Genomic DNA, 26,620 nt, shown 5'->3' on the forward strand with positions numbered 1-26,620 from the left:
ACATGCCAACAACCGGAGTTACTGCATGCCCCTGCGCTCGACAATGCGCCATTCCCGCCACGCTTTATTCCTCGCCACCGCCCTGGCATCGTCCCTTGCCCTCGGCCTGACCGAGGACCCGGACGATCCCCAGGAGGTGCCCCTGCCCAAGGCTGAAAACCTGAAGCTGGACGAGCCCACCACCGAGGAGGCCCTGAACAAGCCACGGGAACAGGAACCTGGTGACGACGGGGACGCGCAGCAGGCCCCGGCCCCCGAACCCGCAAAGCCAGCAGAAGACAAGCCGGCCGCTGGCGACAACAGCGAAGCGGGGGAAGAGACCGAAGCAGAGCCCGTGGCTGCCAAGCCGCTGCGCCTGCTGGGGTCCGAGGTGCCGCCGGCCACCGCCACGCGGCTCGCCTGGTCACCCAGCCAGCATTTCGAGGGCGTCTACAGCAATACCGCCGTGCTGGTGGTAAACGGTGCCCAGCCCGGCCCTACCCTGTGCCTGACCGCCGCCGTCCACGGCGATGAGCTGAACGGCATCGAGACCGTTCGCCGGGTGCTGTACAACCTCGAGCCGGCCAGCCTCAGTGGCGCCGTGATCGGTGTGCCGATCGTCAACCTGCAGGGTTTCCATCGCGGCTCGCGCTACCTGACCGACCGCCGCGACCTGAACCGCCACTTCCCCGGTCACCCGCACGGTTCTTCGGCGTCCCGTATCGCCCACTCGTTCTTCAACGAGGTCATTGTCAACTGCGATGCCGTGGTCGACCTGCATACCGGTTCCTTCTACCGTACCAACCTGCCCCAGCTGCGCGGTGACCTCCGCAATCCGAAGGTGGTGAAGATGACCAGGGGCTTCGGCTCCACCGTGGTTCTGCACAGTGACGGTGCCGAGGGCACCCTGCGTCGCGCGGCCGTAGAGGCCGGCATCCCCACCGTCACCCTGGAGGCCGGCGCCCCCATGGTGCTGGACGAGACCTCGGTCAGTCACAGCGTAAAGGGCATCCGCACCCTGCTGAACCAGTTGGGCATGGTGAGCAAATTCCGCCTCTGGGGCGACCCGGAACCGGTGTACTACAACTCCACCTGGCAGCGCGCCACTACCGGCGGGATTATTTTCAGTGAAGTGGAACTGGGGGAGACGGTCAGCAAAGGCGACCTGCTGGGCACCGTCACCAACCCCATCACCAACGTGCGCAAGGAAATTCGCTCGGAGCACAACGGCCGCATACTGGGTATGGCCCTGAACCAGGTGGTGCAGCCCGGCTTTGCCGCCTATCACATCGGCATCCAGGCACCGCAGGAGCAGATCAGCCCGCCGGAGGAAGTGACCGCCGATACTGCGGAGAAAAGTGCTGCCGGGCTGGAATCCAGCCAGCAGGAAACCGCGACCCAGCCTGCGGAGGCCGCCGGGGAGGAAGAGGGACTGGAAGAGGAGTCCGCCGATCCGGGCCCGATTTCCGAAAAGATGGCCAAACCCCAGGCGGTCAGCCCCGAGGGTGAGGACGACTAGGTAACTACCGGCCCCCGGTTTCTGACGGCTGGCCCGGCGATCACTCGCGGGGCTGGCCGGATACCCGGTCGATGATATGGATATGGTGTTCGCCCAGCGGCTCTGGTTGCAGGGTGATATGGTCGATGTCAAAGCGCCGTACCAATGTATCCCGCAGCCGCTCCAGCACAGCGGGCCAGGCCTCCAGGTCATCGACGACAATATGTGCCGACAGCGACACCGTGCGCGAATCCAGTCGCCAGATATGCAGGTCGTGCACCGAGCGTACCCCCTCCACTGCCACCAGCGCCTTGCCCACCACCGGCAGGCTCAGCTCCCGCGGCACCCGCTCCATCAGCACATCGACAGAATCCCGCAGCAGGCGCAGGCTGGATACCAGGATCAGCAGGCAGATAAGCAGGGACAGCAGGGGATCGATCGGCGTCCAGCCGGTGAAGTGAATCACCGCCCCCGCCACCAGCGCGGCCACGGAACCCAGCAGGTCACCCATCACGTGCAGCAGGGCACCGCGGATATTCAGCGTCTGCTCACCGCGGTGCAGGATCCACGCCACCAACAGGTTCACCAGCAGGCCGATGGCCGCAATCAGCATCACCATGCCCCCCTGCACCGGTTGTGGTGAACGCAGCCGGTCGATGGCCGCCACGCCGATGGCAATGATGATCACCAGCATGAAGACCGCGTTGGCCACCGCCGCCAGCACCTCGGCGCGACCCCAGCCATAGGACAACTGCCGGTCGGCGGGTTTCTGCGCCAGCAGGGCCGCCACCGCGCCCAGGGCCAGGGCCAGGGCATCCGTGGCCATATGGCCGGCGTCACCCAGCAGCGCCAGCGACCCGGAGAGCCAGCCACCCACAGCCTCCACCAGCGCGAAGGCGAAGGTGACCACCAGCCCCCAGACCAGGGGACGCAGGTGCCCGCTGCCGTGATGATGGTGTGAGTGTTCGTGCATCGCCGCTGCTTCCCTGGATGGCTTCAATTTATTGCGGGGGCGCCGCGCGGGCTACTTCCGGCCCAGCGTGAGCCGCTCCCGGCCGCTGTAATCGTTGCGGCTGGATACCTCGTGCAGCCCTGCCGCGGTAAATATTCTGCGCGCGCCGGCGGCCTGTTGCCAACCATGCTCCACCACCAGCCAGCCACCGTTTTCCAGGTAGTCGCCACAGGCGGTGGCGATGCGCTCAATATCGGCAAATCCACCTCTCTCAGCCACCAGCGCCGAGCGCGGTTCGAAGCGCACATCGCCCTGTTGCAAGTGCGGGTCAGCGGCGTCGATATACGGCGGGTTGCTGACGATCAGGCCGAACTTCCCGCGGGGAACATCGCTGAACCAGTCGCTCTGTCGCACCTCGACATTCTCCAGCCCCAGCGCCCGGCGGTTCTCGTCCGCGAGAGCCACCGCAGCGGCAGACCTGTCCACCGCCAGCAGGTGCCACCCCGGGCGCTCGGTGGCCAGCGCCAGGGCAATGGCCCCGCTGCCGGTACCCAGGTCGAGCGCGCGCAGTTGCTCCTGCGGACAGAGTTCCAGCGCGGTCTCCACCAGCAGCTCGGTCTCCGGGCGGGGGATCAGGGTGGAGGTATCGACTTTCAGGTCCAGCGACCAGAATTCCCGCCGGCCGACGATATGAGCCACCGGCTCGCCCGCCGCCCGGCGCGCCAGCAGCTGGTCAAACAGCTGCTGTTCTTCTGTGCCCAGCTCGTATTCGGGCCAGGTATAGAGCCAGGTGCGGGTTTTCCCCAGCAGGTGCGCCAGCAGCACCTCGGCATCCAGCCGCGCGCTGTCACTGTGCTCCAGTTCACCACTGCGGGCGAGATTCTGCTTGATGGTGGCCATGGCCGGTTTTCTCGTAATGTCCGCGGGATTCCTGTGGCAAACCCGGCCCGCCTGTTCGGGCGGGACCGGGCTTACTGCCCCAGCGCCGCCAGCTGGTCGGCCTGGTGCTCGGTGCGCAGGGGCTCGATGACCTCGGCCAGGCCGCCCTGCATGATCTCATCCAGCTTGTAGAGGGTCAGCCCGATGCGGTGATCGGTGACCCGTCCCTGTGGGAAGTTGTAGGTGCGAATGCGCTCGGAGCGATCGCCACTGCCAACCAGGTTGCGCCGTGCGTCGGAAATCTCCCGGGCGGCGGCCGCTTCCTGCTCACTGCTGAGCCGCGCCTGCAGCAGCGCCATGGCCTTGGCGCGGTTCTTGTGCTGTGAGCGCTCGTCCTGGCACTCCACCACAATCCCGGTGGGAATGTGGGTCAGGCGGACCGCGGAATCAGTCTTGTTAACGTGCTGGCCGCCGGCACCCGACGCACGGTAGGTGTCCACGCGCAAGTCGGCCTTGTTGATCTCGATCGCATCCTGCTCGTCCGGCTCCGGCATCACCGCCACCGTACAGGCGGAGGTGTGAATCCGGCCCTGGGACTCGGTTTCGGGCACCCGCTGTACCCGGTGGGCGCCGGACTCGAATTTGAGCCGCGCGTATACATCGTCGCCGCTGACACGGGAGATGATCTCCTTGTAGCCGCCGTGCTCACCGGGGTTTTCACTGATGATTTCAATACGCCAGCCCTGCTTTTCGGCATAGCGCGAATACATACGGAACAGGTCACCGGAGAATATCGCCGCCTCGTCGCCGCCGGTACCGGCACGGATTTCGAGGAAGACATTCTTACGGTCGTTGGGATCGCGCGGCAGCAACAGTGTCTGCAGCTGCCGTTCCAGGGGCTCCAGCTGGCCCTCTGCCTCGCGCAGTTCTTCCTGCGCCATCTCGCGCATCTCGGCATCGCTCTCGTCGAGCATTTCCCGGGCCGCGTCCATATCCTCGCGCACCTGCCGGTAGCGGCCATAACATTGCACCACCTCTTCCAGCTCGGAAAACTCGCGCGAGAGATCGCGGAACTGCGCCTGGTCGCTGATGATATCGGCATCGCCGAGCAGGGCGGAAACTTCCTCGTGACGCTCGACGAGGTTTTCCAGTTTATTCAGTAACGAGTCTTTCATCCGTTCTTCTTGGTGCCTTCCAGTTTGCGGCTCTCCGGCCCCGGCTTGGCCGGTGCCTCCAGGCCGATGATCTCCCGCGCGATACGCAGGCGCTGCGGATCCCCTCCGGCGGCGCGCTTCAGGTTCACCGTGGGTGCATGGATCAGTTTATTGGTCAGGGAGCGTGCCAGCTGCTGCATCAGGCGGCGCGGGTCGCCGCCCTTGTCCAGCAGCTGCAACACCTTCTCAAGCTCTGCATCGCCAATTTCCTGCGCCTGCTGGCGATAGGTGCGGATCGTGTCCACAGCACCCAGCGAGCGGTACTGGCGCATAAATTCTGTCGCCGCCTGCTCGACAATTTCATAGGCGGCGCGGGCGGCCGCCTCGCGCGAGCGGCGCCCCTCATCAATCACCCCGCGCAGGTCGTCAACGGTGTACAGGTAGACGTCGTCCAACTGCTCCACCTGCGGCTCGATATCCCGCGGCACGGCGATATCCACCATAAAGACCGGCCGGTGCCGGCGCTGCTTGAGGGCGGTTTCCACCGCGCCCTTGCCGAGGATCGGCAACTGGCTGGCAGTGGAACTGATCACAATGTCGGCCCGCGGCAGGTACTCGGGAATATCCGCCAGCAGGATCGGCTCGGCGCCCAGCTCCTGCGCCAGCTGCTCGGCGCGACTGAGGGTCCGGTTGGCCACGATCAGCCTGTCGATACCCTGCTCCCGCAGGTGGCGGGCCACCAGTTCGATGGTCTCGCCGGCACCGATCAGCAGCGCGGTCTGCCGGGTGAGGTCGGTGAAGATACGCGAGGCCAGGGACACCGCGGCATAGGCCACGGATACGGGGTTCTCACCGATTGCAGTTTCCGTGCGCACCCGCTTGGCCACCGCGAACACCTGCTGGAACACACTGTGCAGCAGGCTGCCGACACTGCCCGACTCCTGCGCAACGGCGTAAGCCGACTTGATCTGCCCGAGGATCTGGGGCTCCCCCAGCACCAGCGAGTCCAGGCCACAGGCGACACGCATCATATGGCGCACCGCTTCCTCGCCGGTATGGCGGTAGGTACAGCCCAGCAACTGGTCGAGCGCAACGCCGTGGTACTCCGCCAGCCACCCCAGCAGCCGGTCGGGATCCGTGTCGGCGTAGATCTCGGTGCGATTGCAGGTAGACAGGATGGCCAGCTCCGGACAGTCGAGCGCGGCGCGAGCCTCCTCCAGGGCCGCTGGCATCACCTCCGGGGCAAACGCCACCCGCTCGCGCACCTCGATTGGTGCACTGTCGTGATTGATACCCAGGGCAAGGATCGGCATAAATTCTCGCTGGCAATGAAACAAGTCGGGCCGCCGGACTGTCTTATTCCACAGTCGTACCGGCCCGGGTCGCAAGGGCTGTCAGGGTGGCGCATTTTCAGGCCCCGCAGCCCGCCTTGCAAGCGCCGGGGCTCTGCGCGTCACCGCGGATGGCGGCGGAAGCAAAGCCCGGCGGGCAATTCGCGACTAGAATTATACGGCTACCGACACACGGATCACGCTTTCCACGCCCTCCCGGCGCGGCGACAACGTATGGATACGCCCTATGCCCGCACTTCGGCTTTCGCCCCTCTCCCGCAACCCCCGGATTCACCCCCTGGCCTGCCTCCTCACCGCCTCATGCCTGCTGGTGGCCTGCGTCCAGGCGCCGCAGCAGGCGGCGGAAATGTCCACCGCCAGGGAAGCCGGCACCGGGGCCGCGACCGCTGGAGCGGATGTGGCTGAAACACGCGCCTTCCCCATCGAGACTTTTTACACACTGCTGGTGGCGGAAGTGGCGGGCAATCGCGAGCAGTATGATGTCGCCCTGGCCAATTACTACCACCAGGCGGCGAGCACCCGGGATGCCGGCATCGCGGCCCGGGCCACCCGTATCGCCCGGTTTCTCAACGCCCGCCGCGCGGCGCTGGAATCTGCGCGCCTGTGGGCGGAGCTGGAACCGGACAGTGCCGAGGCACAACTGGCAGTCACTGCCGAACTGACCCTCGCCGGGGAACTGGATACCGCCCTCGAGCATGCCGAGCTGGCCCTGGCGCTGGGCGGCGATGCCCCGCTGCAATCCCTGGCTGCCACCGCGGTGTCCAATCGCGAACTGACGGAGTCGGTCCAGCCCACCTTCCAGCGCCTGGCGGACAAATACCCGGAAAATCCCGAGGCCGCCCTGGCCCACGCCATGACCCTGCGCGCCACCGAGAACTATGCCGAGGCCCTGGCCATTGTGCAGCGGGTCCAGGAGCGCCACCCGGACCTCCTGGATCCTCCCTTGCTGGAATCCCACCTGCTGGTTGACCAGGGCAAGGAGGCGGAAGCCATCGCCATGCTGGAAAAGCTGGTGGAACTCTACCCACAGGAGAGCCGCCTGCGCCTGCAGTATGCACGGCTTCTGGTGAGCGAAGATCTGGAGCGGGCGCAGACGCAGTTCACCGAACTGGTGCGGCAACGCCCCAGGGATGGCAACCTGATCCTGTCCCTGGCACTGATCCGCTTCGAAACCGAAGACCTGGCCGCCGCCAAGCCCCTGTTCGAAAGGCTGCTGGAACTCGAAGAGCATGAGTCCGCTGCGCATTTTTACCTCGGCGGTATTGCCGAGGATGAGCAGCGTTTCGAGCAGGCAGTGACCCACTATCGCCAGGTGGGCCCGGGCAACGACTATCTCAACGCCATCAAGCGCGGCACCGAGCTGCTGGCAACCAACGGCCTCTCCAACGACAACCGGGACTGGTTCGCCGAGCTGCGCCAGCGTCACCCGGACCAGGCCGAGCATTTCTACCTGGTGGAGGCCGACCTGCTGCGCCGCCACGACCGGCCGGAGGAAGCCCTGCAGCTGCTGGATCGCGCGGTCGAGGACCATAACGACAGCGGCCGGCTGCTCTATACCCAGGCGCTGGTGAACGAACAACTGGGTAACGCGACCGAATTCGAGCAGGGCATGCGCAAGCTGATTGCCCGGGATCCCGACAATGCCACCCTCCTCAACGCACTGGGGTACAAGCTGACGGACTATGACGACCGCCTCGACGAGGCCCGGGAACTGATCGAGAAGGCGCTGGAGCTGCGCCCGGACGACCCCGCCATTATCGACAGCATGGGCTGGGTAGAGTACCGTCAGGGCAATCACGCCGAGGCCGTGAAGTACCTGGAACAGGCACTGGAAAAACTGCCCGACCACGAGATCGCCGCCCACCTGGGTGAGGTGCTGTGGATGCAGGGCAATCGTGAACAGGCCGTTAAGGTCTGGAAACGCGGGCTCGAGATCAACCCGGAAAGCAAGATTATCCCGGCTGCCATGGAGCGGCTGCGGATCAGAGACACCATGGAGCAGCATGTTTCGGATAGCTGACTGGCATCGGGCCCGGTTCAACCACCTAACCATCGCACTTGTGGCACTGCTGCTCGGCGCCTGCGCCGGGCAGCAAAAGAATCCACTGCCCGTACCGGTACCCGGGACTGGTGGGCATTCGGTGGAGCAACTGCAGAGCTTTACCATTGCCGGCAAGCTGGGTGTGCGCTCACCCACAGACAATGGCAGCGCCAACATCAACTGGGAGCAGCAAGCCGCCGCCAACTACCGCATTCACCTGAGCGGTCCCCTGGGGGCCGGCGCCACAATCATCACTGGTAACTCCGGTGGCGTCAGCTTGAAGCGGGGCAGCGAGCCCCCCATGCGCGCCGCCAACCCGGCCCAGCTCACCCAGCAGATGCTGGGCTGGCCGCTGCCGGTACGGGAGATGTTTTACTGGGTTCGTGGCCTGCCGGCACCGGGAGGTACTGCCGGTGAAAAGCGCAATTCCGCCGGCCAGCTACAGGCACTGCAGCAGGCTGGCTGGCAACTGGAGTTCAGCGACTACCAGCGGGTAGGCCGCTATACCCTCCCCACCCGTATCAAGGCCCGCACCAACCAGGCGGCGGGTCCGGTGAAGGTAACCCTCGTCATCAAGGAATGGCAGACCTAGGAGGGGTGCAGGCGCCCGGCCCATGCACAGGGGGCCGGGAGGCGCTATGATTGCGCCTTTTACGACGCACGTATTGCCCATTCCCTATGCCCCTGGAAGAGCCACACACACACCGGCCGCCGGCAGACCTGGTGCTGCCGGCCCCCGCCAAGCTTAACCTGCTGTTACGCATTCTCGGCCGCAGGCCCGACGGCTACCACGAACTCCAGACCCTGTTCCAGTTACTGGATTTCGGGGATGAGCTGGCACTTACCCGAACCGATGCAAAGGACATTACCCTGGCATCCGACGGCGATGCCGCCGGCATCCCGCTTACCGACAACCTGGTTTACCGGGCTGCACGACTGCTGCAGGAGCACAGCAACAGCAGCCATGGTGCACATATCCACCTCCACAAGCATCTGCCCCTGGGCGGTGGAATCGGCGGCGGTAGCAGCGATGCCGCCACCACTCTGCTGGGCCTCAACCATCTCTGGCAATGCGACCTGCCTGTCGACACCCTGGCGGAACTGGGACGACAACTGGGCGCCGACGTCCCTGTTTTCGTGCGCGGCCACACTGCCTGGGCCGAAGGGGTGGGAGAGGAACTGGTCCCGGTGCAGACAGCGACACGCCACTTTATCGTGGTGGTACCTGGCTGCTCAGTGAGCACAGCTGCCGTTTTCGGCCACCCCCGTTTGACAAGAGATTCCGGCGCAATTACATTACCGCACCTTCGCGACGGGCGGCTGGACACAGACTGGCTGGAAAGACATTCCAGCAACGATTGCCAGGCGCTGGTGGAAGACCTCTACCCCGCGGTGCGTGCAGCCAGGCAGTGGCTGCAACAGTTTGCCAGGGCGCAACTGACCGGCACCGGGGCCTGTGTTTTCGCAGCATTCGACAGCGCCTATGAAGCGCAACAGGTTCTGCGACAACTACCGGCCAAGTGGGAGGGCTTTGTCGCGGCAGGCGTGAACATTTCCCCTGCCCACGAGCGACTCGCGAAGGCGACTCAATAAACAGTCGCAATCCACTGGGGCGTAGCCAAGCGGTAAGGCAGCGGGTTTTGATCCCGTCATGCGTAGGTTCGAATCCTACCGCCCCAGCCATATTTTCCGATTCGCACGCAGCGGATCGAAGCTCCGGAATTCGACAGGTTCGAGCCGACTAACTGCGAAGCAAGTTTGGGCGCCGGAGTAGAAGTAAACGGACGGCGGGGCGAAGCCCCGAGCACGAAGTGCGAGTCCACGGGCAGGGCCGCCGGAGACCAGCGAGCCGACAGGCGAAGCTAATCCTACCGCCCCAGCCACTTTTAAGTTTCAGCGAAAACGTCCGTGTTTTCGCTGAAAAGCGCAGTTTGCGGCACATGTCCGCAAGCCGCTCCCGGCACTCCCCGGTGCCACAGAGAACTGATGTTCAACTTCCTCCGCGGCGCCTGTGCCGCCACAGCAAAAGGTGACGCTACTGCGCGCTACAAGCTTTCACAACCGCAGGCATCTAAACTTCAACGACATCAACTTCATCGGATCAAAAGGTACACGCAGTGGCTGACTTAATGGTCTTTACCGGCAATGCCAACCCGGAACTGGCGCAGAAAATTGTTGACCAGATGGCAATCCCCCTCGGCGAGGCCGTGGTAAAACGCTTTTCGGATGGCGAGATTGCGGTGGAAATCACCGATAACGTACGCGGCCGCGACGTTTTTGTGGTCCAGTCCACCTGCCAGCCCACCAACCGCAACCTGATGGAACTGATCCTGCTGGTCGACGCCCTGCGCCGTGCCTCTGCCGGCCGCATCACCGCAGTTGTGCCCTACTTCGGCTATGCCCGCCAGGATCGCCGCGTGCGCTCCCAGCGCGTACCCATCTCCGCCAAGGTCGTAGCTGACATGATGGTCAGCGTCGGTATTGACCGGGTACTGACCGTGGACCTGCACGCCGAGCAAATCCAGGGCTTTTTCGACGTACCGGTGGACAACGTCTACGGCTCCTCCGTGCTGCTGGACGATATCGAGCGCCAGAATTATGAAGACCTGGTTGTCGTCTCCCCGGACATCGGCGGCGTCGTGCGCGCCCGCGCCGTGGCCAAGAGCCTCGAGTGCGACCTGGCCATCATCGACAAGCGCCGCCCGGCCGCCAATGTCGCCGAGGTGATGAATATCATCGGCGAAATCAACGGTCGCACCTGCCTGCTGGTGGACGACATGGTCGACACCGCCGGCACCCTGTGCAATGCCGCCAACGCCCTGAAAGAGCACGGCGCCAAGAAAGTTGTCGCCTACTGTACCCACCCGGTGCTCTCCGGTGCGGCCATCGACAACCTGAACAACTCCGTGCTGGATGAACTGGTAGTCACCGACTCCATCCCGCTGGGCGACAAGATGCAGAAGGCGCCCAAAATCCGCCAGCTGACCCTGTCCGCCATGCTGGCCGAGTCAGTGCGCCGCATCAGCAACGAGGAATCCCTGTCGGCGATGTTCCGGTCCTGACGCCGGGGCGGACCCGAAGTCCGGAAAAACGGCAGGCGCCACTGGCGCCGCCGCTGCGATTCCCTTAGAATACGCGCCCGCCCGGCCCCGCCGGGCGTTTACTATTGGGCCCGGGGTACCCGGGACCCGTTTACAGCAATGCCAGAGCGGTCCGGTCGCAGGTCGCCCTGGACAGACAACCAGAGGTTTACCCCATGTCTGATTTCACCCTGAACGCCACCGTCCGCAGCGACGAAGGGAAAGGTGCGAGCCGCCGCCTGCGTCGCGTGGAAGGCCGTGTACCCGCCATCGTTTACGGCGGCAAGGCCAAGCCTGCCTCCATCTCCATTGAAGCCCGCCAGATGTGGAAGGCCCTGGAGAGCGAGTCTTTCTTCTCTTCCGTACTGACCCTCGATATCGAAGGCAAGAAAGAGACCGTGATCCTGCGTGACCTGCAGCGCCACCCGGCCCAGCAGATCCTGCTGCACGCCGACTTCCAGCGCGTGTCCGCCAACACCAAGGTTCACCTGAAAGTGCCGCTGCACTTCCTGAACGAAGACAGCTGCAAGGGCGTCAAGGCAGGCGGCATCGTCTCCCACACCCTGACCGAGCTGGACATCAGCGCGCCGGCCTCCAAGCTGCCCGAGTTCATCGAGGTAGACCTGGCCGACCTGGAGCTGGACCAGACCGTGCACATCTCCGACATCAAGCTGCCTTCCGGCGTCGAGTCTGTGGACCTGAGCCACGGCGAAGACCACGACCTGGTTGTCGCTTCCGTGCACAAGCCCCGCGGCGCTGTTGAAGCTGAAGCCGAAGAAGGCGAAGGCGAAGCTGCCGAAGGCGAAAGCGGCGAAGAGTAAGCGCTTTGTCGAAGGCACCGGACACGCCCATCCAGTTGATCGTGGGACTCGGCAACCCGGGTCCCGAGTACGACCGGACGCGCCACAATGCCGGTGCCGACTATGTCACCGAGCTGGCACGCCGCCACGGCGTCCAGCTCGCGTCAGACAGCAAGTACCACGGTCTCTCCGGCCGGGTACGCATCGGTGGGCAGGACATTCGCCTGCTGATCCCCACCACCTACATGAATCGCAGCGGCCAGTCCGTCGGCCCGCTGGCGAACTTTTTCAAGATTCCCCCGCAAGCGATCCTGGTCGCTCACGATGAGCTGGACCTGCCACCGGGAACCGCGCGCCTGAAGGCCGGCGGCGGCCATGGCGGCCACAACGGGCTGCGGGATATCATCTCCGCCCTGGGCAACAGCCGCGATTTCATGCGCCTGCGCCTGGGCATCGGTCACCCGGGCAGCGCCCGCGAAGTGGTCAAGTTCGTCCTGCAGCGGGCCCCGCGCACCGAGCAGGAGCAACTGGCAGACGCCATCGACCGGGCCGTGGACGTTACCCCCATGGCCGCCGCCGGTGACTGGGGTGCAGCCATGAAGGAACTCCACTCCGCCAGAGCGGCGGCAAAATAGATCGCCCGATCGCTTTCCCGGAAACAATACACCGTATGGGCGCAACCGCGACCCATCGCTGAACGAGCAAACAGGAACCAGACCATGGGCTTTACTTGCGGTATCGTCGGCCTGCCCAACGTGGGCAAATCCACCCTGTTCAACGCCCTGACAGAAGCGGGCATCGACGCCGAGAACTTTCCTTTCTGCACCATTGAGCCAAATGCCGGCGTGGTGCCGGTACCCGACCCGCGCCTCGACAAACTGGCAGAGATCGTCAAGCCGCAGAAAGTGATCCCCACCACCATGGAGTTCACCGACATTGCCGGCCTTGTGGCTGGCGCCTCCAAGGGTGAGGGCCTGGGCAACAAGTTCCTGGCCAATATCCGCGAGACCGACGCCATCGCCCATGTAGTCCGCTGTTTCGAGGACGACAACGTAATTCACGTGTCCAACCAGGTGCACCCGGTGGCTGACATTGAGGTCATCAATACCGAGCTGGCACTGGCCGACCTGGACACCGTGGAAAAAGCCCTGCAACGCTATACCCGCGCCGCCAAAGGCCAGGACAAGCACGCCATCAAGATGAAGGCACTGCTGGAAAAGATCCAGCCGCACCTGGACGAGGCCAAGCCCCTGCGCTCCTTCGGGCTCAGTGACGACGAACTGGCGGGCCTGCGCGAACTCAGCCTGCTGACCATCAAGCCCACCATGTACATCGCCAACGTGGACGAGGACGGCTTCGAGAACAACCCGCACCTGGACGCCGTGGCCGCCATCGCCGCGGAAGAGAACGCCGTACTGGTGCCGATCTGCAACAAGCTGGAAGCCGAAATCGCCGAGCTGGACGATGAAGAAAAACAGGAGTTCCTGGAGGAGCTGGGCATGGAGGAGCCGGGCCTGAACCGGGTGATCCGCGCCGGTTACGACCTGCTGGGCCTGCACACCTACTTCACCGCCGGCGTCAAGGAAGTACGCGCCTGGACCATCCCGCTGGGGGCCACCGCGCCGCAGGCAGCGGGCAAGATCCACACCGATTTCGAGAAGGGCTTTATCCGCGCCGAAGTGGTCAGCTACGACGACTTCGTCAGCCATAACGGCGAGGCCGGCGCAAAAGAGGCGGGCAAATGGCGCCTCGAAGGCAAGGACTATGTCGTCGCGGATGGCGACGTTATCCATTTCCGCTTCAACGTCTGATACCCGCCCTGCCCGCCGCCTGTGGCGGGCCCCTCCCCTGCCGGCAACAGCCGGCAACAACCGACCCGGTAGCCGCCCATGATCGAATCCAACTGGCGCATCGGCCTGCCCATGGCCCTGATTACCGCGTTTATGTGGGCACTGTTACCCATTGCCCTGAAAGGCCTGCTGGACGAGATTTCAGCCACCACCGCCACCTGGTTCCGCTTTGCCGGCGCAGCCGTACTGGCGGGAGGCTACCTGACGTGGAACCGCAGCCTGAACCTGCGCCAGCTGTTCCAGCGCTCGCTGCTGCCGCTGACACTGCTGGCAGTGGCGGGCCTGCTGACCAATTACCTGTCCTACGCCTCCGGCCTGCGCTTTATCACACCGGGCGCGGCCCAGATCGTCATCCAGCTGGCGCCGCTGTTACTGCTGGTCTCCAGCGTTATCTGGCTGGGGGAGCAGTTCTCACCACGCCAGTGGCTCGGGGTCCTGATGGTACTGGTGGGCCTGCCGCTGTTCTTCAACCAGAGGCTGCCGGAACTGCTGCGAGGCCAGGACACCGAATACCTGCTGGGCCTGGCACTGTTTGTACTGGCGGCAGTGGGCTGGGCCGTCTACGGTTTCTTCCAGAAGAAGATCCTGTCCCGCGCCCGGGCCCAGGACCTGCTGGTGCTGATCTACATCGCCGGCACCCTGTGCTTCCTGCCCGGCGCCGATCCCCTGAGCGTCCGGGGGCTCGACTGGATCGAGTGGGGACTGCTGCTGTTCCTCACGGTCAATACCCTGGTGGCCTACGGCGCCTTCACCAGGGCCCTGGGTAACTGGGAGGCCTCGCGGGTGAGCGCCACCCTCGCCCTGGTGCCACTGATGACCCTGCTGATCGGCAGCGCCATCGGGGCCGTCTGGCCGGACTATATTGAAGTAGAGCCCCTCAACTGGGTGAGCTGGGTCGGCGCCGGAGTGGTGGTCTGCGGCTCGCTGTTTGCGGCAATCGGCCGCGGCCGCTGACAAAAACCGGGCGGCGCTTTTGGACCTCACAGGCCGGCCCAACAGGACCCGTGAGGGTGACCGCACAGAAATCGCTCGATTCGCTAACTTACTGAAAAGAAACGAAAATCAGGGGTTGACAGCCCCCCTCAGGCGCACGATAATGCGCGCCCTCGGTTAAGCCGAGACACAAATTGAAAAGTCAGTGGCAAGGTAGCTCAGCCGGTTAGAGCGCAGCACTCATAATGCTGAGGTCGGGAGTTCAAGTCTCCCCCTTGCTACCATTTTCAATTCGCGAGAGCAGATCTCGCATCCCTTCACTGGGGCGTAGCCAAGCGGTAAGGCAGCGGGTTTTGATCCCGTCATGCGTAGGTTCGAATCCTACCGCCCCAGCCATTTTTCCCGATTCGCACCCAGCGGATCGAAGCTCCGGAGCTCGACAGGTTCGAGCCGGAGGCGGCGGGGCGCCGGGGACCAGCGAGCCGACAGGCGAAGCTCATCCTACCGCCCCAGCCACTTTTCCCCTCTCTCCAATCTCCAGTTTCACCGCATCGGTATAAACACCAGGCGCTATGGTTTCCTGTATCCCGGGTTTCCCCGAGCCCCGGCCGGGCGCACACAAGGTGCGCCCCTACGCAAGCGTCCTGTAGGGGTGGTTCTTGTGATCAGCCAGGATAAAGCGCAGGTTCGTGCACCAGTTTTCGCCCGTCGCGATGCCGGTGCAGCGCACTTGTCTCACCTTTTTTACCCCATGACGCCCCCCGGGAAAAACGCCCATAAAAAAAGCGGCCTTTCGAGCCGCTTTCAGTTATCGGAGCGCCTGTGGTCAGCGACTCTCCATCGCCAGCCCCGCCACAGGCAACCCTGCCGGGGATTCCGAATGCGGCCCGCCGGCGCGCCGGGCACGGGAGTGGCGCCGCGCCTCGCGACGCAGGCCCAGCACCCGCAACCACTCGAAGCCAGCCAGGCACAGCAGGAGTGCCACTATCGCAGCCAGTGTGCCTGTTACACCCAATGTCTCCCGCTCCGCGAGGCAGGTCCAGGCAAACTGTCCCACACACAGCAAGGCGACCACCAGCAGGGTCGGCCGCCTTCCGATCAGGCTCACCACCAGCACACCCAGCGGTGCCCCCAGGGCGACCACCGGTGCCGCCGCCAGCCAGTTACCGAAGACGTCGGGCTGCCAGTCGCCAGCCAGCGATTTCACTGCAACACCAACCACAGAGGAGAACGCCATGATCACCACCGACGTGGGAATGGCCACCTTGAGATCTACCCGGCTCAGGAGCACCAGTGCGGCATAGATCACCATATCGATCCCCACCCCGGTCACCGCCACCGCACTGAAACCCGCGAGCCCGCCCAACAGCAGGCCCACCCGGAAGTCGAGCGGGCAATCCGGGTCACCGGTGTGGTCGTGGGCGGTAATTTCCCGCAGACGATACAGGTGCAGGATACCGAAACTCCCCCACAGGATCGCGAAAGCCAGCTTGACCCAGAGATCCGGCACCAGCGGGGCAAACAACAGGATACCGGCCGGCGTCGCCACCAGCGCCCCCATCAATGCGCCTCGCAGCATCGCCCAGGCAAGGGGCTGCCGCCGGGCGAGGATATACAGGCTGGCACTCACCATCCCGATCGACTGGACCGCAAAACTGAAGTCCCGCCCCAGGCTGGCGGGCATATCAAACAGCAGCACCAGTACCGGGAACCCCACGGTTCCACCTCCCATGGGGGTTGAACCCGCTGCATAGCTGCCGAAGGCCATGGCCAGCGCCATGGGCCAGTGCTCGAGCGCAACGTCCAGCTTTCCCTGGCCAAAAACAATAAGCGCCCATACGGCATAGAACAGGGCCAGCCCGGTATACCAGACCCAGAGGAAGGAGCCGGAGCGGCGCTTACTGAACACCGTCACCTCCGGCCATGTCCTGGCGCACCGTCTCGAGAAAATGCTCATGGGTCTGGCACGCCGGCAATACCTGGCCCACCTGGGCGGAAAAGCGGGAGAATATCCCCATCGAATCACGCTCATCGAGCGACATCGTCAGGCGGGGGTAGCGGTTCATACCATAGAGAACATAGCGATAATTCATGTCGGTAAAGATACTGGCAAAACTGCCGGCAAAGTCCTGGTGCTCGCAGATCTTGTGCTCCCAGACCCGCAGCTGTTGCTCCAGCCACGGGCAACGGGACAATGTTGACGCTGCCGCACGCCAGAACGCCGTATCGTCCCTGTCAGTCAGCGCGTAGTGCAGCACAATAAACTGCTTCAGGTCCTCGTAGAAACCGCGCATCTTGGCGTTGTAGGCCTCCCGTAGCGGGGGCACATCCACTCCCCCGGCGAGGTGCGTTGCCAGCAGGCCAACCCCCAGGTGAATCATATGCAGCCCGGTGGATTCCAGCGGCTCGATAAAACCACCGGCAAGCCCCACCGCCACACAATTACCGACCCAGAAGTCCTGTCTCCGGCCAACACGCATGTCCAGGTGGTTGCAGCTGAGGAACTCTGAATCCCGTCCCAGGAAGTCACGCAACTCGGCTTCAGCCTGGGATGGAGTGAGTCGTTTGCTGTCGTAGACATAACCGCAGCCCTGGCGGCTGGTCAGGTCAATCTGCCAGGCCCAGCCGTGATCGAGGGCGGTGGCCATGGTATAGGGGCGTGGCCGCCCGTCCCCGGGCAGGGCTCTCTGGATCGCAACGGCCTTGTCACAGGGCAGCGCATCTGCGAAGGACTCCCAGTTGTCGGCCTTCAGGCGGTCGATCAGGAGTCCCCGAAAACCCGTGCAGTCGACGAACAGATCCCCGGAAATTGATCCGGAGTCAGTCACAACGCTCCGGATCTGCCCATCGCCAACCACGACATCGGAAACCGTCGCCTCAATATGGTTGACCCCCGCCTCGACCGCCTTGCGCCGGAGGAAGCGCCCCATAAGGGTGGCGTCGAGGTGATATCCGTAGGGCGTGACGCCACCAAAATCGGGCGACCTGGGGGCCTTGGGGCATAGTCCATCGGTAATCAGGTGGGAATTGATACTGACAGCTTCATCGTAGCGTTCACTACCGGCGCGATCACTGAGCAGCCAGGCAGAGGAAATATCGATCGATCCCCCCGGCTGCTGCTGGTCAAAGGGGTGGAAGTACTCATGGACCCTGGCCCCGGACGGTTTTTTCCAGTTGCGGAACATAATGCCGGTTTTGACCGTGGCATTGGTTTCGGCCATCAGTTCCTTTTCATCCAGCCCCATGGCGGCGAAAAAGAAGCGAATACTGTGGACCGTGGCTTCACCGACACCTATTGCCCCGATATCCGGGCTCTCGATGACATTGATCGAGAAATTCTTCCGGGCCTGGTTGAAGTAACGGTTCAGGTAGATGGCCGTCATCCAGCCGGCAGATCCCCCGCCGACAATGTTGATCACTTTCATGGGACTCACGGACATAATTTGACTAGACAGCCTGCAGGCCAAAGCGGGAGATTTTCTCGATCAGCTCGCGGTGCTGCGGCAGGTGTTCACACAACTGTTGCCCGAGTTGTGCGATTTCGGCAAAACGGGCGTTTGCGTGCCCCCCCGCGCCGTACCGGCCATGGACAGCATCCAGGGAGGTGCCGTACTCCATGCCGTAAAGCACATACAGGTAGTTGGGCAGGTTGAAGATTTCCAGCTTGCTGGGAAAGTCATACTCGGTGGGCGGCTGGAACCGCCAGAGCTCCAGCTTCTCGAGCAAACTGTCGGGGATGGATGCAGGATCGCGATTATCCCTCCAGAACTCGCTGTCGTTCCTCCGGGAAATACAGTAGTGGAGCTTGATAAACTCGATAACCCGGTCCCAGGCGTAGCGCGTGTGCCGGTTGAACTGGTCTGCAGCAATACCCATGACGTGCCGGTTGGCCGGGAAGGTATCCGCCAGCATCCGCGCCGTCGCGTCGTAGACCAGGATCCCCGTCGCCTCCAACGGCTCAACAAAGCCCTGGGAGAGCCCGATGGCTACACAGTTACCCTGCCAGAAGCGCTCCCGGTAACCTACCTTCATGGGAATACGGCGTACCTGCGCCGTTTCACCAGCACTACCCAGGTACTGGCGAAATACGTCCTCCGCCCTCTGGTGCTCCGTATGGGCACTGGAGTAGACATATCCAGTCCCCCTGCGGTGCGGCAGGCCGATATCCCATATCCAGCCGGACTCCTGCGCTGTGGCGGTGGTGTGGCTGGGTATGGGTGCACGCTCCTCGCCATAGGGCACCTGGGCCGCAAGAGCGAAGTCGGCAAACAGTTGTCCAGACTTATCCTTGAAGGGGACCCGCATCGCCTGCCCGAGCAACAGGGAGGAAAACCCGGTGCAGTCGACAAAGAGATCTGCGGAAATCTCACCGTGTTTATCGGTTTCTACCGCTGCGATATCGCCATTTTCAGCCTGCCTGGCCCGCAATACATTGCCGGTCAGGTGCCGTACCCCCAGCTTCTCCACTGCGTGCCGGGTCAGCAGGCGGGCAAATTTGGCTGCGTCCAGGTGATAGGCGTAACTGGTATATCCCTGGTATTCGGGCTGCGTAATATCCTTGGGCGCCAGGCCCCGGTCACAGACCCTGCCCTGTACCGAAACGGCATCCACATAAGGAACAGCCCCATCCTGTGCCAGCCAGTATGGCGTCAGGTCGCCAGCGCGACTGTCGGGGTAATCAAACACATGGTGATAGTAGCGGCGGCCAGACTGGCCCGGGGATCGCACCCAGTCGACAAACTTGATGCTCTGCTTGAAGGTGGCATCACACTCGCGAATAAACTCGCTTTCACTGATACCGAGGTAATTCAGGCTCTGCCTGATGGCAGGCACGGTGCCCTCACCGACACCAATGGTGGGGATATCTTCGGACTCGATTAACGTGACCCGGACACCATCGGGATTATCCGGGGAAAGCCTGCGAGCGAGGTGGCACGCCGACAACCAGCCGGCCGTGCCCCCTCCAACTACCAGCACATGTCTTATTTCACCCGGTTCGTGGCTTTTATCCATGAGCTGATACAGGCCAGTCTATCAGGCACCGGCCTGCAGTTTCGCCAGCTTTGACAGCTGGTGCAGGGAACCCAGTTGTGCATACAGCGCCGGCAGGAAGCCGCGCTTGCGGAAGTCGGCAAAGTCTTCCTCGCTCAGCTCGTTGAGTTTCTTCTCGTCGACAATGTAGAGACCAGACAGGTTGATCTTCTCCTCGCCGGCATTGACCGAAACGGACTGCTGGGTCAGCAGCTCCTTGTCGGTCAGGACCTTCACGAATGCCCGGGTCACCTGGTCACTTTCCAGATAGCTTACCAGGGACTCCTTCTTGGCCTTGAGGTACTCGCTCTCTGCACCGCCCTCCTCGAACAGGTCGTTGCCCTCTTCCTCGCTGACCAGGTGGCTGTTCTCAACCAGGCCCACGACCAGTTGGTCCTGGTTCTGGCCGCTGGGAGCGAGCACAAACGGATGGTTGCGAATGCTGGCCGGCAGGAAAACGCCCTGCCACTTGCCTTCCTTCAGGAACAGGTTCTCGCCCACTTTCAGACCCAGCAGGGCCACAGACTGGAACTGCCCGGTTTCGGAGTTCTTTACAAAAACGATCGGGTATTCGGCTCCCAGGCGGGTGAATTCATGGGCGGTGACCGGCACCATGTGGCTACCCTCTACGTGGTCAAAGCCACCGAGTTCACGCACTTTCAGCTTGCCATGAACGTCGCTCTGCAGGGGTACGATTTTGGGAGACTGTTTATTAGTCATACAACACCATCAATGTAACGTAGTTATTCTGTCAGATGATCAGCTAGTATATTTTTTATACGAAAAAAGGGAAGCCTAAACTTCCCTTTCTTCGCTACCGCTTATACTACCAGATTCCCGATCAGAACTTGGCAGAAACGCCCAGGTTTACCCGGCGAGCAGTCTCGTACTCGTACAGCGGGAAGCCCGGCGTAAAGCCGCTGCCCGGCGTCTGCTCGGCATTGTTACCCAGCTGTACAGACTCCTCGGCCAGCAGGTTGTTGACATCCAGCTTTACATCGACATTGTCAGTCGCGTGCCAGACGCCACTCAGGTCGAGGCTGCCGAAGTCATCGTGCAGGCGGTTACCGTAGGAACCGGACTCCCGAATCATGTACTCACTGCGCCAGTTGTAGGCGATACGCGCCGAGAACATGGCATTCTCGTAGTAACCGGTCAGGTTGTAGACGTTCTCGGAGCTGTCGCTCAGGAACGGGTTACCGTCGGTGAAGGTATCCTCGGCAGTTGAGGTGTCGGTCCAGGTGTAGTTCACGATGGTGCCGAAGCCATTGCCGAAATCCTGCTGGTAGCCCAGCTCGATACCGGTAATGTCAGCACTTTCGCCGTTATCCAGCTCCTGTACCGTCCAGCCGAATGCCTCTTCACTGGCTGGCAGGTCAAAGGGAATCTCGCTGGCGTCGGCAGCGTACTCGCTGATGGTCACGAAATTGGACACATCCTTGTAGAACACTGCACCGGACAGCAGGGAGCCCTCGGCGAAGTACCATTCCACACCCAGGTCAAACTGGTTGGCGGTATAGGGCTCGAGGCCAACATTACCCACTACCCAGATCTGGTTGTTGTCGATTTCGTCGTCCGCACCCAGCACATTCGGGTTTACGTACATGTCAACGTATTGCGGGCGCGCAATGACCTTGGCCGCAGAGGTACGCAGGATCACCTCGTCGGTGAGGTCATAGGCCAGGTTGAAGCTCGGCAGGATTTCCGAGTAGTCCGCACCGCTCTCGGTACGCTGCCCGTCCAGGTAATAAGTGGAGGTGGCATCGGTCGCGATATAGCGCAGGCCGAAGTTACCCCGAACCCGGTCACCGGCATAATTTGCCATTACATATAGAGCATCGTTGGTCTCGTCGATCTCGCTGTAGGAACCGAGATCCTCAACCTTGCCAACGATGGAGGAACGAGCCCAGGCCTTGAGGGCATCGGCGTCCAGCTTCGGAATTACATAACCACCGGCACCCGCCTCGATGGTGCCGTCGAGCACGTCAGCCGTGGCGATGGAAGTTTCGAAATCCGGGTCCTGCAGGAACTCGTAACGACGGCTGGTCGCGTTGTGGTCAGCGGTCTTGATGCCGGTCTTGATGCTGTTGATCAGGCCCAGCTCGACATCGAACTCGAGGTCTGCCTGGAAGTAAGACTCTTCGTCGGTTTTCGGGGTCGCATTGAAGTTGGCACCGGTACCCATGGCTACGGAGCCCGGGTCGTAGGAAGCCAGGTCGAAACCATTCAGGTCCCAGCTCTGGCCGCCGCCAAAGAAATCGTAGGTACCGCCCGGAATCGGGGTGCCACCGGAACCATCATCCAGCACCATCTCGAAGTCGGTGCCACCGCTGGAGGTGGTGCGGCCAACCTGGAAGCTCAGCTCGTATGAGTCACCGGAGTAGGTAGTGGACAGATCGAATACATCGGAATTCATGGTCGCTTCGCGGGGACGGGCCTGCAGGAAGGCGACGTTCAGGGGGCCGCGGGCGGTAGTGCCATTCAGCTGGTCAGCCGGGTCAACCTCTACGCCACACCAGCCACAGTTGCCCTGGGTCAGCCACAGTGCGTAGTTGGTATTGTCCGCTTCCATCTGCATGTCGATGGCATTGAACACGATGTCCAGGCGCTCGGTCGGCTGGTACTGGAAAGTGGCGTTGATCGCAGAGCGGTTACGCTCCTGCTCGAATGCCACCGGGCCTGCGCCCCACTCCCAGAATGCCTCGTTGCCCTGGCGCTGCAGCTGGCGCTCCTGGGATACGGCGGATACCAGCACACCAAAGGTTTCAGAATCGTTTTTCCAGCTGGCCAGGCCTGAGAACTGCGGGTCGGTGGAATCGGAATCGGATTGGGAAGACGCTTCAACAGCGCCGTGCAGGGTCATTGCATCGAGGTCCAGCGGCTTGCGGGTATTAATCACCACGGTACCACCAACACCACCCTCGGCCAGGTCTGCCTGGGAGCTCTTGTAGACTTCGATATCGCCTACCAGCTCAGACGGCAGCAGCTCATAGTTGAAGCTGCGCTTGGCCGGCTCCAGCACGAACCAGCCGGTGGATGCCACGTTCTGGCCATTCAGGGTGGTCAGGGTCAGGTCGTTACCGGCACCCCGGATAGACACTGCCGCACCTTCACCGAACTGGCGCTGGATCGTCACGCCCGGGACGCGCTGCAGGGACTCGGCAACGTTCTTGTCCGGGAACTTGCCGATATCTTCAGCAGAGATCGCATCTACAATCGCATTGGAATCGCGCTTGGTGCTGAGGGCATCCTGCAGAGAACCGCGAATACCGGTCACGGTAATCTCTTCAAGGGATTGGTCAGTTTGGGCAACGGCCAGCGGAGCCATCAGGCCGCCACTGAGCACGGCCGCACTAATGGAAAGTGCGAGTTGATTGCGCTTTAGCATCGAGTTTCCCCTTCCTTTTTATTGATATGAAGGTTGGTTAATAATTTTTTTCACCTTGTACCGCCTAAATGATAGCGCTGTCATTCCGTTTTATGATAGCGCTGTCATCTACACGCTCGAAGATACACACAAAAAAAATAAAAAGCTACTGCCCCGCGGGCAAAACAACCGTCAATTACGGACAGGAGATGCGCGAAAAGCGACTAAAAAATACACAACTTTCTGAAAATTGTTTTCGCTTCAGTCACTTACGCAAGCAAAGATGTCTGGGGAAAATCTGGGGAGGGATTGGCCTGTGGGGCGGAGGATGATCAACTTCCGGGCAGAGAGCCGCAATACCGGGAAAGCCGGGCGCAACTCCTGTTCCGCCCGGCCAGCGTTGTTGGCTAAATATCACTCAATCTCTTTAATCCGCATCGAGCTGGTGTGACCACCGACATTAAGCCGCTCACCCTGGGTAATCAGGATTCGCTGGCCCTTCTGCAGGTCGACCCGGGAACTCAGGACTTCGATAATCGACTCGGTCAGGTGGCCGAGAGGTACCGGAGCCGGATCGAATTCCGCCGGCTCTACCCCGCGCAACAGCACCAACTGGCGCGCGACGCGCGGGTGACGGGTCAGGGCGTAGATCGGCAGGCGCGTGGTGGCCCGCGACATGAGACGCGGCGTGCGGCCGGATTCCGTCAGCGCGGCGATCGCACACAGGTTCTCAACCCGCGCCGCCGCGTCGATGGCGGCCTGGGCAATCACGGTATCAATACGCTCGGACGCCCCCCGCTCTACCGCCGGGCGCGGCACGCTGCCCAGGTATTGCTCCGCACCCACGATCACCTCGGCCATGGACTCCACTGCGGCTACCGGGAAATCACCCGCAGCAGTCTCTCCCGAGAGCATCACCGCGTCAGTGCCATCCAGCACCGCATTGGCCACGTCCATGACCTCGGCCCGCGTGGGCGTGGGGCTGGTAATCATGGATTCCATCATCTGCGTCGCGGTGATCACACCACGGTTCAGGGCATTGGCACGGTTGATCAGTTTCTTCTGCACGCCGATCAGTGCCGGGTCGCCAATCTCCACACCCAGGTCACCACGAGCCACCATGATCACGTCGGCGGCCAGGATCAGGCTGTCCATGGTGTCGTCATCCGCAACTGCTTCAGCGCGTTCCACCTTGGCCACGATTGCCGCCTGGCTACCGGCCTCTTCCATTGCGCGGCGGGCGGTTTCCAGGTCTTCCGCACAGCGCGGGAAGCTCACTGCCAGGAAATCCACGTCCAGCTCAGCCGCCAGCTTGATATCGCGGTAATCCTTCTCCGTCAGTGCCGGCGCGGACAGTCCACCGCCGAGCAGGTTGATGCCCTTGTTGTTGGAGAGCTTGCCCCCCTGCAACACGCGGCAGAACAGCTTGGTAGGCGTGGCACCGGTCACTTCCAGGCGGATCTTGCCATCGTCCAGCAGCAGGATGTTGCCGGTCTCGCAGTCCTCGATCAGCGACGGGAAGTCGACACCCACGCGGTGCTCGTCGCCGCCTTCAGGTGGACAGTCCGCATCCAGGGTGAATTCGGCGTCGTTGTCCAGCCAGACACTGCCGCTGGCAAAGCGCGCGATACGGATTTTGGGCCCCTGCAGGTCACCCAGCACTGCCACTAGGCGGTTCTGCGCGGCCGCGGCAGCGCGCACTTCCTCGACACGGCGACGATGGTCGTCGGCACTGCCGTGGGAAAAGTTGAGGCGCACCACGTTGACCCCGGCACGGATCATTTCCTCGATAACGTGTGGCTTGTCGGTGCCCGGGCCGAGAGTGGCGACGATTTTAGTGTGTCGGATCATAAATGGCTGTCGTTCTCTGGAGACTGTTGTTTCCGCTGCGCGGATATTTTGGAGTTGCCGCCTGCTCAGGCAGTTTCTGCGGCAACCCGTTCGAGTTTCAGCGCCTCGGCCATGGCCAGGCTGGTATCCAGCATGCGGTGCGAGAAGCCCCACTCGTTGTCGTACCAGGCCATCACCTTCACCAGGTTGCCGTTGACCCGGGTATGGTTGGCGTCAAAGTGGCTGGATGCGGTGGTGTGATTGAAATCCACCGAAACCAGGGGCTGGTCGCAGTATGTCAGTACCCCACCGCTGGCCTCGGCTGCCTGCTGCATAACCTGGTTTACTTCCTCGGCGGTGGTGTCGCGGCCGGCGATAAACTGGCAGTCCACCAGGGATACATTGCTTACCGGGACCCGCACGGCCATACCGTCCAGGCGCCCTTTCAATTCTGGCAATACCAGGCCCACTGCAGCCGCAGCACCGGTCTTGGTCGGGATCATGTTGTCCGCCGCAGCACGGGCACGGTAGATGTCGGCGTGTACCGCATCCTGGGTATTCTGGTCGTTGGTGTAGGCATGCACTGTGGTCATGAAGCCGCGCTCGATACCCAGCTCGCGGTGCAGTGCCTTGGCTACCGGTGCCAGGCAGTTGGTGGTACAGGACGCATTGGAAACCACCTTGTGCTCGGCGGTGAGCTTGTCGTCATTAACGCCGTAAACCACGGTCAGGTCCGCATCCTTGGACGGGGCCGAAATCAAGACAGCCTTGGCACCCGCAGTAATGTGCGCAGAGGCGGCCTCTTTGCCCGTAAAGCGGCCAGTGCATTCCAGCACAAGATCGACGCCCAGTTTCTTCCACGGCAGCTGCGCCGGGTCCCGCTCCTGGCATACCTGGATACGGTCGCCGCCAATCAGAAGCGCGTCCCCCTCGACACTCACCGGCGTATTGAACCGGCCGTGAATAGTGTCAAACCGCGTCAGGTGCGCATTGGACTCCACCGGCGCGAGATCATTGATGGCCACCAGCTGCACTTTGTCGCTGTAGCCGGATTCGTAAATTGCACGGGTGACATTGCGCCCGATGCGGCCATAGCCATTGATCGCAATTCTGATTTTCATATCCCAAGCCTCAATTATTGAACTTATTACTACCGCGTCTCGCAGCGGGGCTGCACCCCGCCGTTAATTTCTATCCGTTGCCCAGTGCCGCAGCCTCACGCGCCAGCCGCGTAACCTCGTCCCAGTTCTTCTCCTTCACCAGGGCCGGTGACGCCATCCAGGAACCGCCCACACACACCACGTTGGCCAGCCCCAGGTAATCCGTCGCATTGCCGGGACCGATGCCACCGGTGGGGCAGAACTGCACCTGGGGCAGTGGCCCGCCGATGGATTTCAGCATTGGCACACCGCCGGCGGCCTGCGCCGGGAAAAACTTCTGGTACCGATAGCCACGCTCGTACAGGCGCATGACCTCGGATGGGCTGGCCGCTCCCGGCAGCAGCGGTACCGGGCATTCCGCGGCGGCATCCAGCAGCTTTTCGGTCGTCCCCGGGCTCACCATGAAAGTTGCCCCGGCATCCACCGAACGGCGAATGTCCTCCGCACTCATCACGGTGCCTGTGCCCACATGGGCATCCGGCAGGTGTTTGGCGATTTCCTCTACCGCCGCAAGGGCAGCTTTGGTGCGCAGGGTTACCTCGAGCACATTCAGGCCACCCTCAACCAGGGCCTGGGCCAGGGGCAGTGCCTCTTTGGCGTCGTCGATGACCAGTACCGGCACGACACCCGCCTGCGCCAGCACTTCTCCTAATTTGTTCTGCATTGATCAATCCCAATTTCTGTATCTATCAAATCCACCAGATGACCCGGCCA

General features: G+C 62.5%; 21 protein-coding genes and 3 tRNA genes. 12 read left to right on the plus strand and 12 right to left on the minus strand.

The window, feature by feature from the left end; genetic code table 11:
* Window positions 1-25: 25 nt before the first annotated feature.
* Window positions 26-1,498 (plus strand): succinylglutamate desuccinylase/aspartoacylase family protein, encoded by a 1,473-nt coding sequence (locus tag LVD10_RS13740; RefSeq protein ID WP_233005975.1) that lies wholly within the window; start codon window positions 26-28, stop codon window positions 1,496-1,498.
* 40 nt (window positions 1,499-1,538) lie between these two features.
* Here LVD10_RS13740 and LVD10_RS13745 read toward each other — a convergent pair whose 3' ends face one another.
* The 4 genes from LVD10_RS13745 to hemA form a co-directional block, all read right to left on the minus strand.
* Complete coding sequence (locus tag LVD10_RS13745; protein WP_233005976.1) at window positions 1,539-2,450, minus strand: cation diffusion facilitator family transporter; 912 nt, start codon at window positions 2,448-2,450, stop codon at window positions 1,539-1,541.
* A gap of 51 nt (window positions 2,451-2,501) precedes the next feature.
* Window positions 2,502-3,329 (minus strand): peptide chain release factor N(5)-glutamine methyltransferase, encoded by an 828-nt coding sequence (gene prmC, locus LVD10_RS13750; RefSeq protein ID WP_233005977.1) that lies wholly within the window; start codon window positions 3,327-3,329, stop codon window positions 2,502-2,504.
* 71 nt (window positions 3,330-3,400) lie between these two features.
* Window positions 3,401-4,483 (minus strand): peptide chain release factor 1, encoded by a 1,083-nt coding sequence (gene prfA, locus LVD10_RS13755; RefSeq protein WP_233005978.1) that lies wholly within the window; start codon window positions 4,481-4,483, stop codon window positions 3,401-3,403.
* Window positions 4,480-5,775, minus strand: a complete 1,296-nt coding sequence (gene hemA, locus LVD10_RS13760) for a glutamyl-tRNA reductase (RefSeq protein WP_233005979.1) — start codon at window positions 5,773-5,775, stop codon at window positions 4,480-4,482. The genes prfA and hemA overlap by 4 nt, the downstream gene beginning before the upstream one ends.
* Before the next feature lie 265 nt (window positions 5,776-6,040).
* On the opposite strand from hemA, the gene LVD10_RS13765 reads away from it, so the two are divergent.
* From LVD10_RS13765 to LVD10_RS13815, 11 genes are all read left to right on the plus strand, one after another.
* Window positions 6,041-7,834: a tetratricopeptide repeat protein gene (locus LVD10_RS13765; RefSeq protein ID WP_237063996.1), complete on the plus strand. Its 1,794-nt coding sequence runs from the start codon at window positions 6,041-6,043 to the stop codon at window positions 7,832-7,834.
* Window positions 7,818-8,447 (plus strand): lipoprotein insertase outer membrane protein LolB, encoded by a 630-nt coding sequence (gene lolB / locus LVD10_RS13770; protein ID WP_233005981.1) that lies wholly within the window; start codon window positions 7,818-7,820, stop codon window positions 8,445-8,447. The genes LVD10_RS13765 and lolB overlap by 17 nt, the downstream gene beginning before the upstream one ends.
* A gap of 86 nt (window positions 8,448-8,533) precedes the next feature.
* Complete coding sequence (gene ispE, locus LVD10_RS13775) at window positions 8,534-9,448, plus strand: 4-(cytidine 5'-diphospho)-2-C-methyl-D-erythritol kinase (protein ID WP_237063998.1); 915 nt, start codon at window positions 8,534-8,536, stop codon at window positions 9,446-9,448.
* Between the two features lie 15 nt (window positions 9,449-9,463).
* Window positions 9,464-9,538: transfer RNA gene (locus LVD10_RS13780), tRNA-Gln, on the plus strand.
* Window positions 9,539-9,984: 446 nt separating this feature from the next.
* Window positions 9,985-10,917: a ribose-phosphate pyrophosphokinase gene (locus tag LVD10_RS13785; protein ID WP_255774742.1), complete on the plus strand. Its 933-nt coding sequence runs from the start codon at window positions 9,985-9,987 to the stop codon at window positions 10,915-10,917.
* A gap of 194 nt (window positions 10,918-11,111) precedes the next feature.
* Window positions 11,112-11,756, plus strand: a complete 645-nt coding sequence (locus LVD10_RS13790; protein ID WP_237064000.1) for a 50S ribosomal protein L25/general stress protein Ctc — start codon at window positions 11,112-11,114, stop codon at window positions 11,754-11,756.
* A gap of 5 nt (window positions 11,757-11,761) precedes the next feature.
* A complete protein-coding gene (pth, locus tag LVD10_RS13795) occupies window positions 11,762-12,370 on the plus strand; it encodes an aminoacyl-tRNA hydrolase (protein WP_233005985.1) in 609 nt (202 codons plus the stop codon).
* Window positions 12,371-12,454: 84 nt separating this feature from the next.
* Complete coding sequence (ychF, locus tag LVD10_RS13800) at window positions 12,455-13,546, plus strand: redox-regulated ATPase YchF (RefSeq protein WP_237064002.1); 1,092 nt, start codon at window positions 12,455-12,457, stop codon at window positions 13,544-13,546.
* Between the two features lie 78 nt (window positions 13,547-13,624).
* A complete protein-coding gene (locus LVD10_RS13805; RefSeq protein WP_233005987.1) occupies window positions 13,625-14,539 on the plus strand; it encodes a DMT family transporter in 915 nt (304 codons plus the stop codon).
* 186 nt (window positions 14,540-14,725) lie between these two features.
* Window positions 14,726-14,802 (plus strand) — tRNA-Met (locus LVD10_RS13810).
* A 37-nt stretch (window positions 14,803-14,839) separates the two neighbouring features.
* A tRNA-Gln gene (locus LVD10_RS13815) sits at window positions 14,840-14,914 on the plus strand.
* Window positions 14,915-15,344: 430 nt separating this feature from the next.
* Here the strand turns inward: LVD10_RS13815 and LVD10_RS13820 are convergent.
* The 8 genes from LVD10_RS13820 to LVD10_RS13855 form a co-directional block, all read right to left on the minus strand.
* Window positions 15,345-16,427 carry a sulfite exporter TauE/SafE family protein gene (locus LVD10_RS13820; protein ID WP_233005988.1) on the minus strand — a complete coding sequence of 361 codons (1,083 nt, stop codon included), beginning with the start codon at window positions 16,425-16,427 and terminating at the stop codon, window positions 15,345-15,347.
* Window positions 16,417-17,943 carry a tryptophan halogenase family protein gene (locus LVD10_RS13825; protein ID WP_237064004.1) on the minus strand — a complete coding sequence of 509 codons (1,527 nt, stop codon included), beginning with the start codon at window positions 17,941-17,943 and terminating at the stop codon, window positions 16,417-16,419. Before LVD10_RS13825 ends, LVD10_RS13820 begins: the two co-directional genes overlap by 11 nt.
* A gap of 22 nt (window positions 17,944-17,965) precedes the next feature.
* Complete coding sequence (locus LVD10_RS13830; protein ID WP_237064006.1) at window positions 17,966-19,495, minus strand: tryptophan halogenase family protein; 1,530 nt, start codon at window positions 19,493-19,495, stop codon at window positions 17,966-17,968.
* A gap of 57 nt (window positions 19,496-19,552) precedes the next feature.
* Window positions 19,553-20,269 (minus strand): SapC family protein, encoded by a 717-nt coding sequence (locus LVD10_RS13835; protein WP_233005991.1) that lies wholly within the window; start codon window positions 20,267-20,269, stop codon window positions 19,553-19,555.
* 121 nt (window positions 20,270-20,390) lie between these two features.
* Window positions 20,391-22,937: a TonB-dependent receptor gene (locus LVD10_RS13840; RefSeq protein WP_233005992.1), complete on the minus strand. Its 2,547-nt coding sequence runs from the start codon at window positions 22,935-22,937 to the stop codon at window positions 20,391-20,393.
* A gap of 393 nt (window positions 22,938-23,330) precedes the next feature.
* Complete coding sequence (pyk, locus tag LVD10_RS13845) at window positions 23,331-24,767, minus strand: pyruvate kinase (protein ID WP_233005993.1); 1,437 nt, start codon at window positions 24,765-24,767, stop codon at window positions 23,331-23,333.
* Between the two features lie 65 nt (window positions 24,768-24,832).
* Window positions 24,833-25,867, minus strand: a complete 1,035-nt coding sequence (gene gap, locus LVD10_RS13850) for a type I glyceraldehyde-3-phosphate dehydrogenase (RefSeq protein WP_233005994.1) — start codon at window positions 25,865-25,867, stop codon at window positions 24,833-24,835.
* A 70-nt stretch (window positions 25,868-25,937) separates the two neighbouring features.
* On the minus strand, window positions 25,938-26,570 hold the full coding sequence (locus tag LVD10_RS13855) for a bifunctional 4-hydroxy-2-oxoglutarate aldolase/2-dehydro-3-deoxy-phosphogluconate aldolase (protein WP_237064008.1): 633 nt from the start codon (window positions 26,568-26,570) through the stop codon (window positions 25,938-25,940).
* Window positions 26,571-26,620: the final 50 nt, after the last annotated feature.

Origin of the sequence: Microbulbifer zhoushanensis, from assembly GCF_021729055.1 — a bacterium.
Taxonomy (GTDB): Bacteria; Pseudomonadota; Gammaproteobacteria; order Pseudomonadales; family Cellvibrionaceae; genus Microbulbifer; species Microbulbifer zhoushanensis.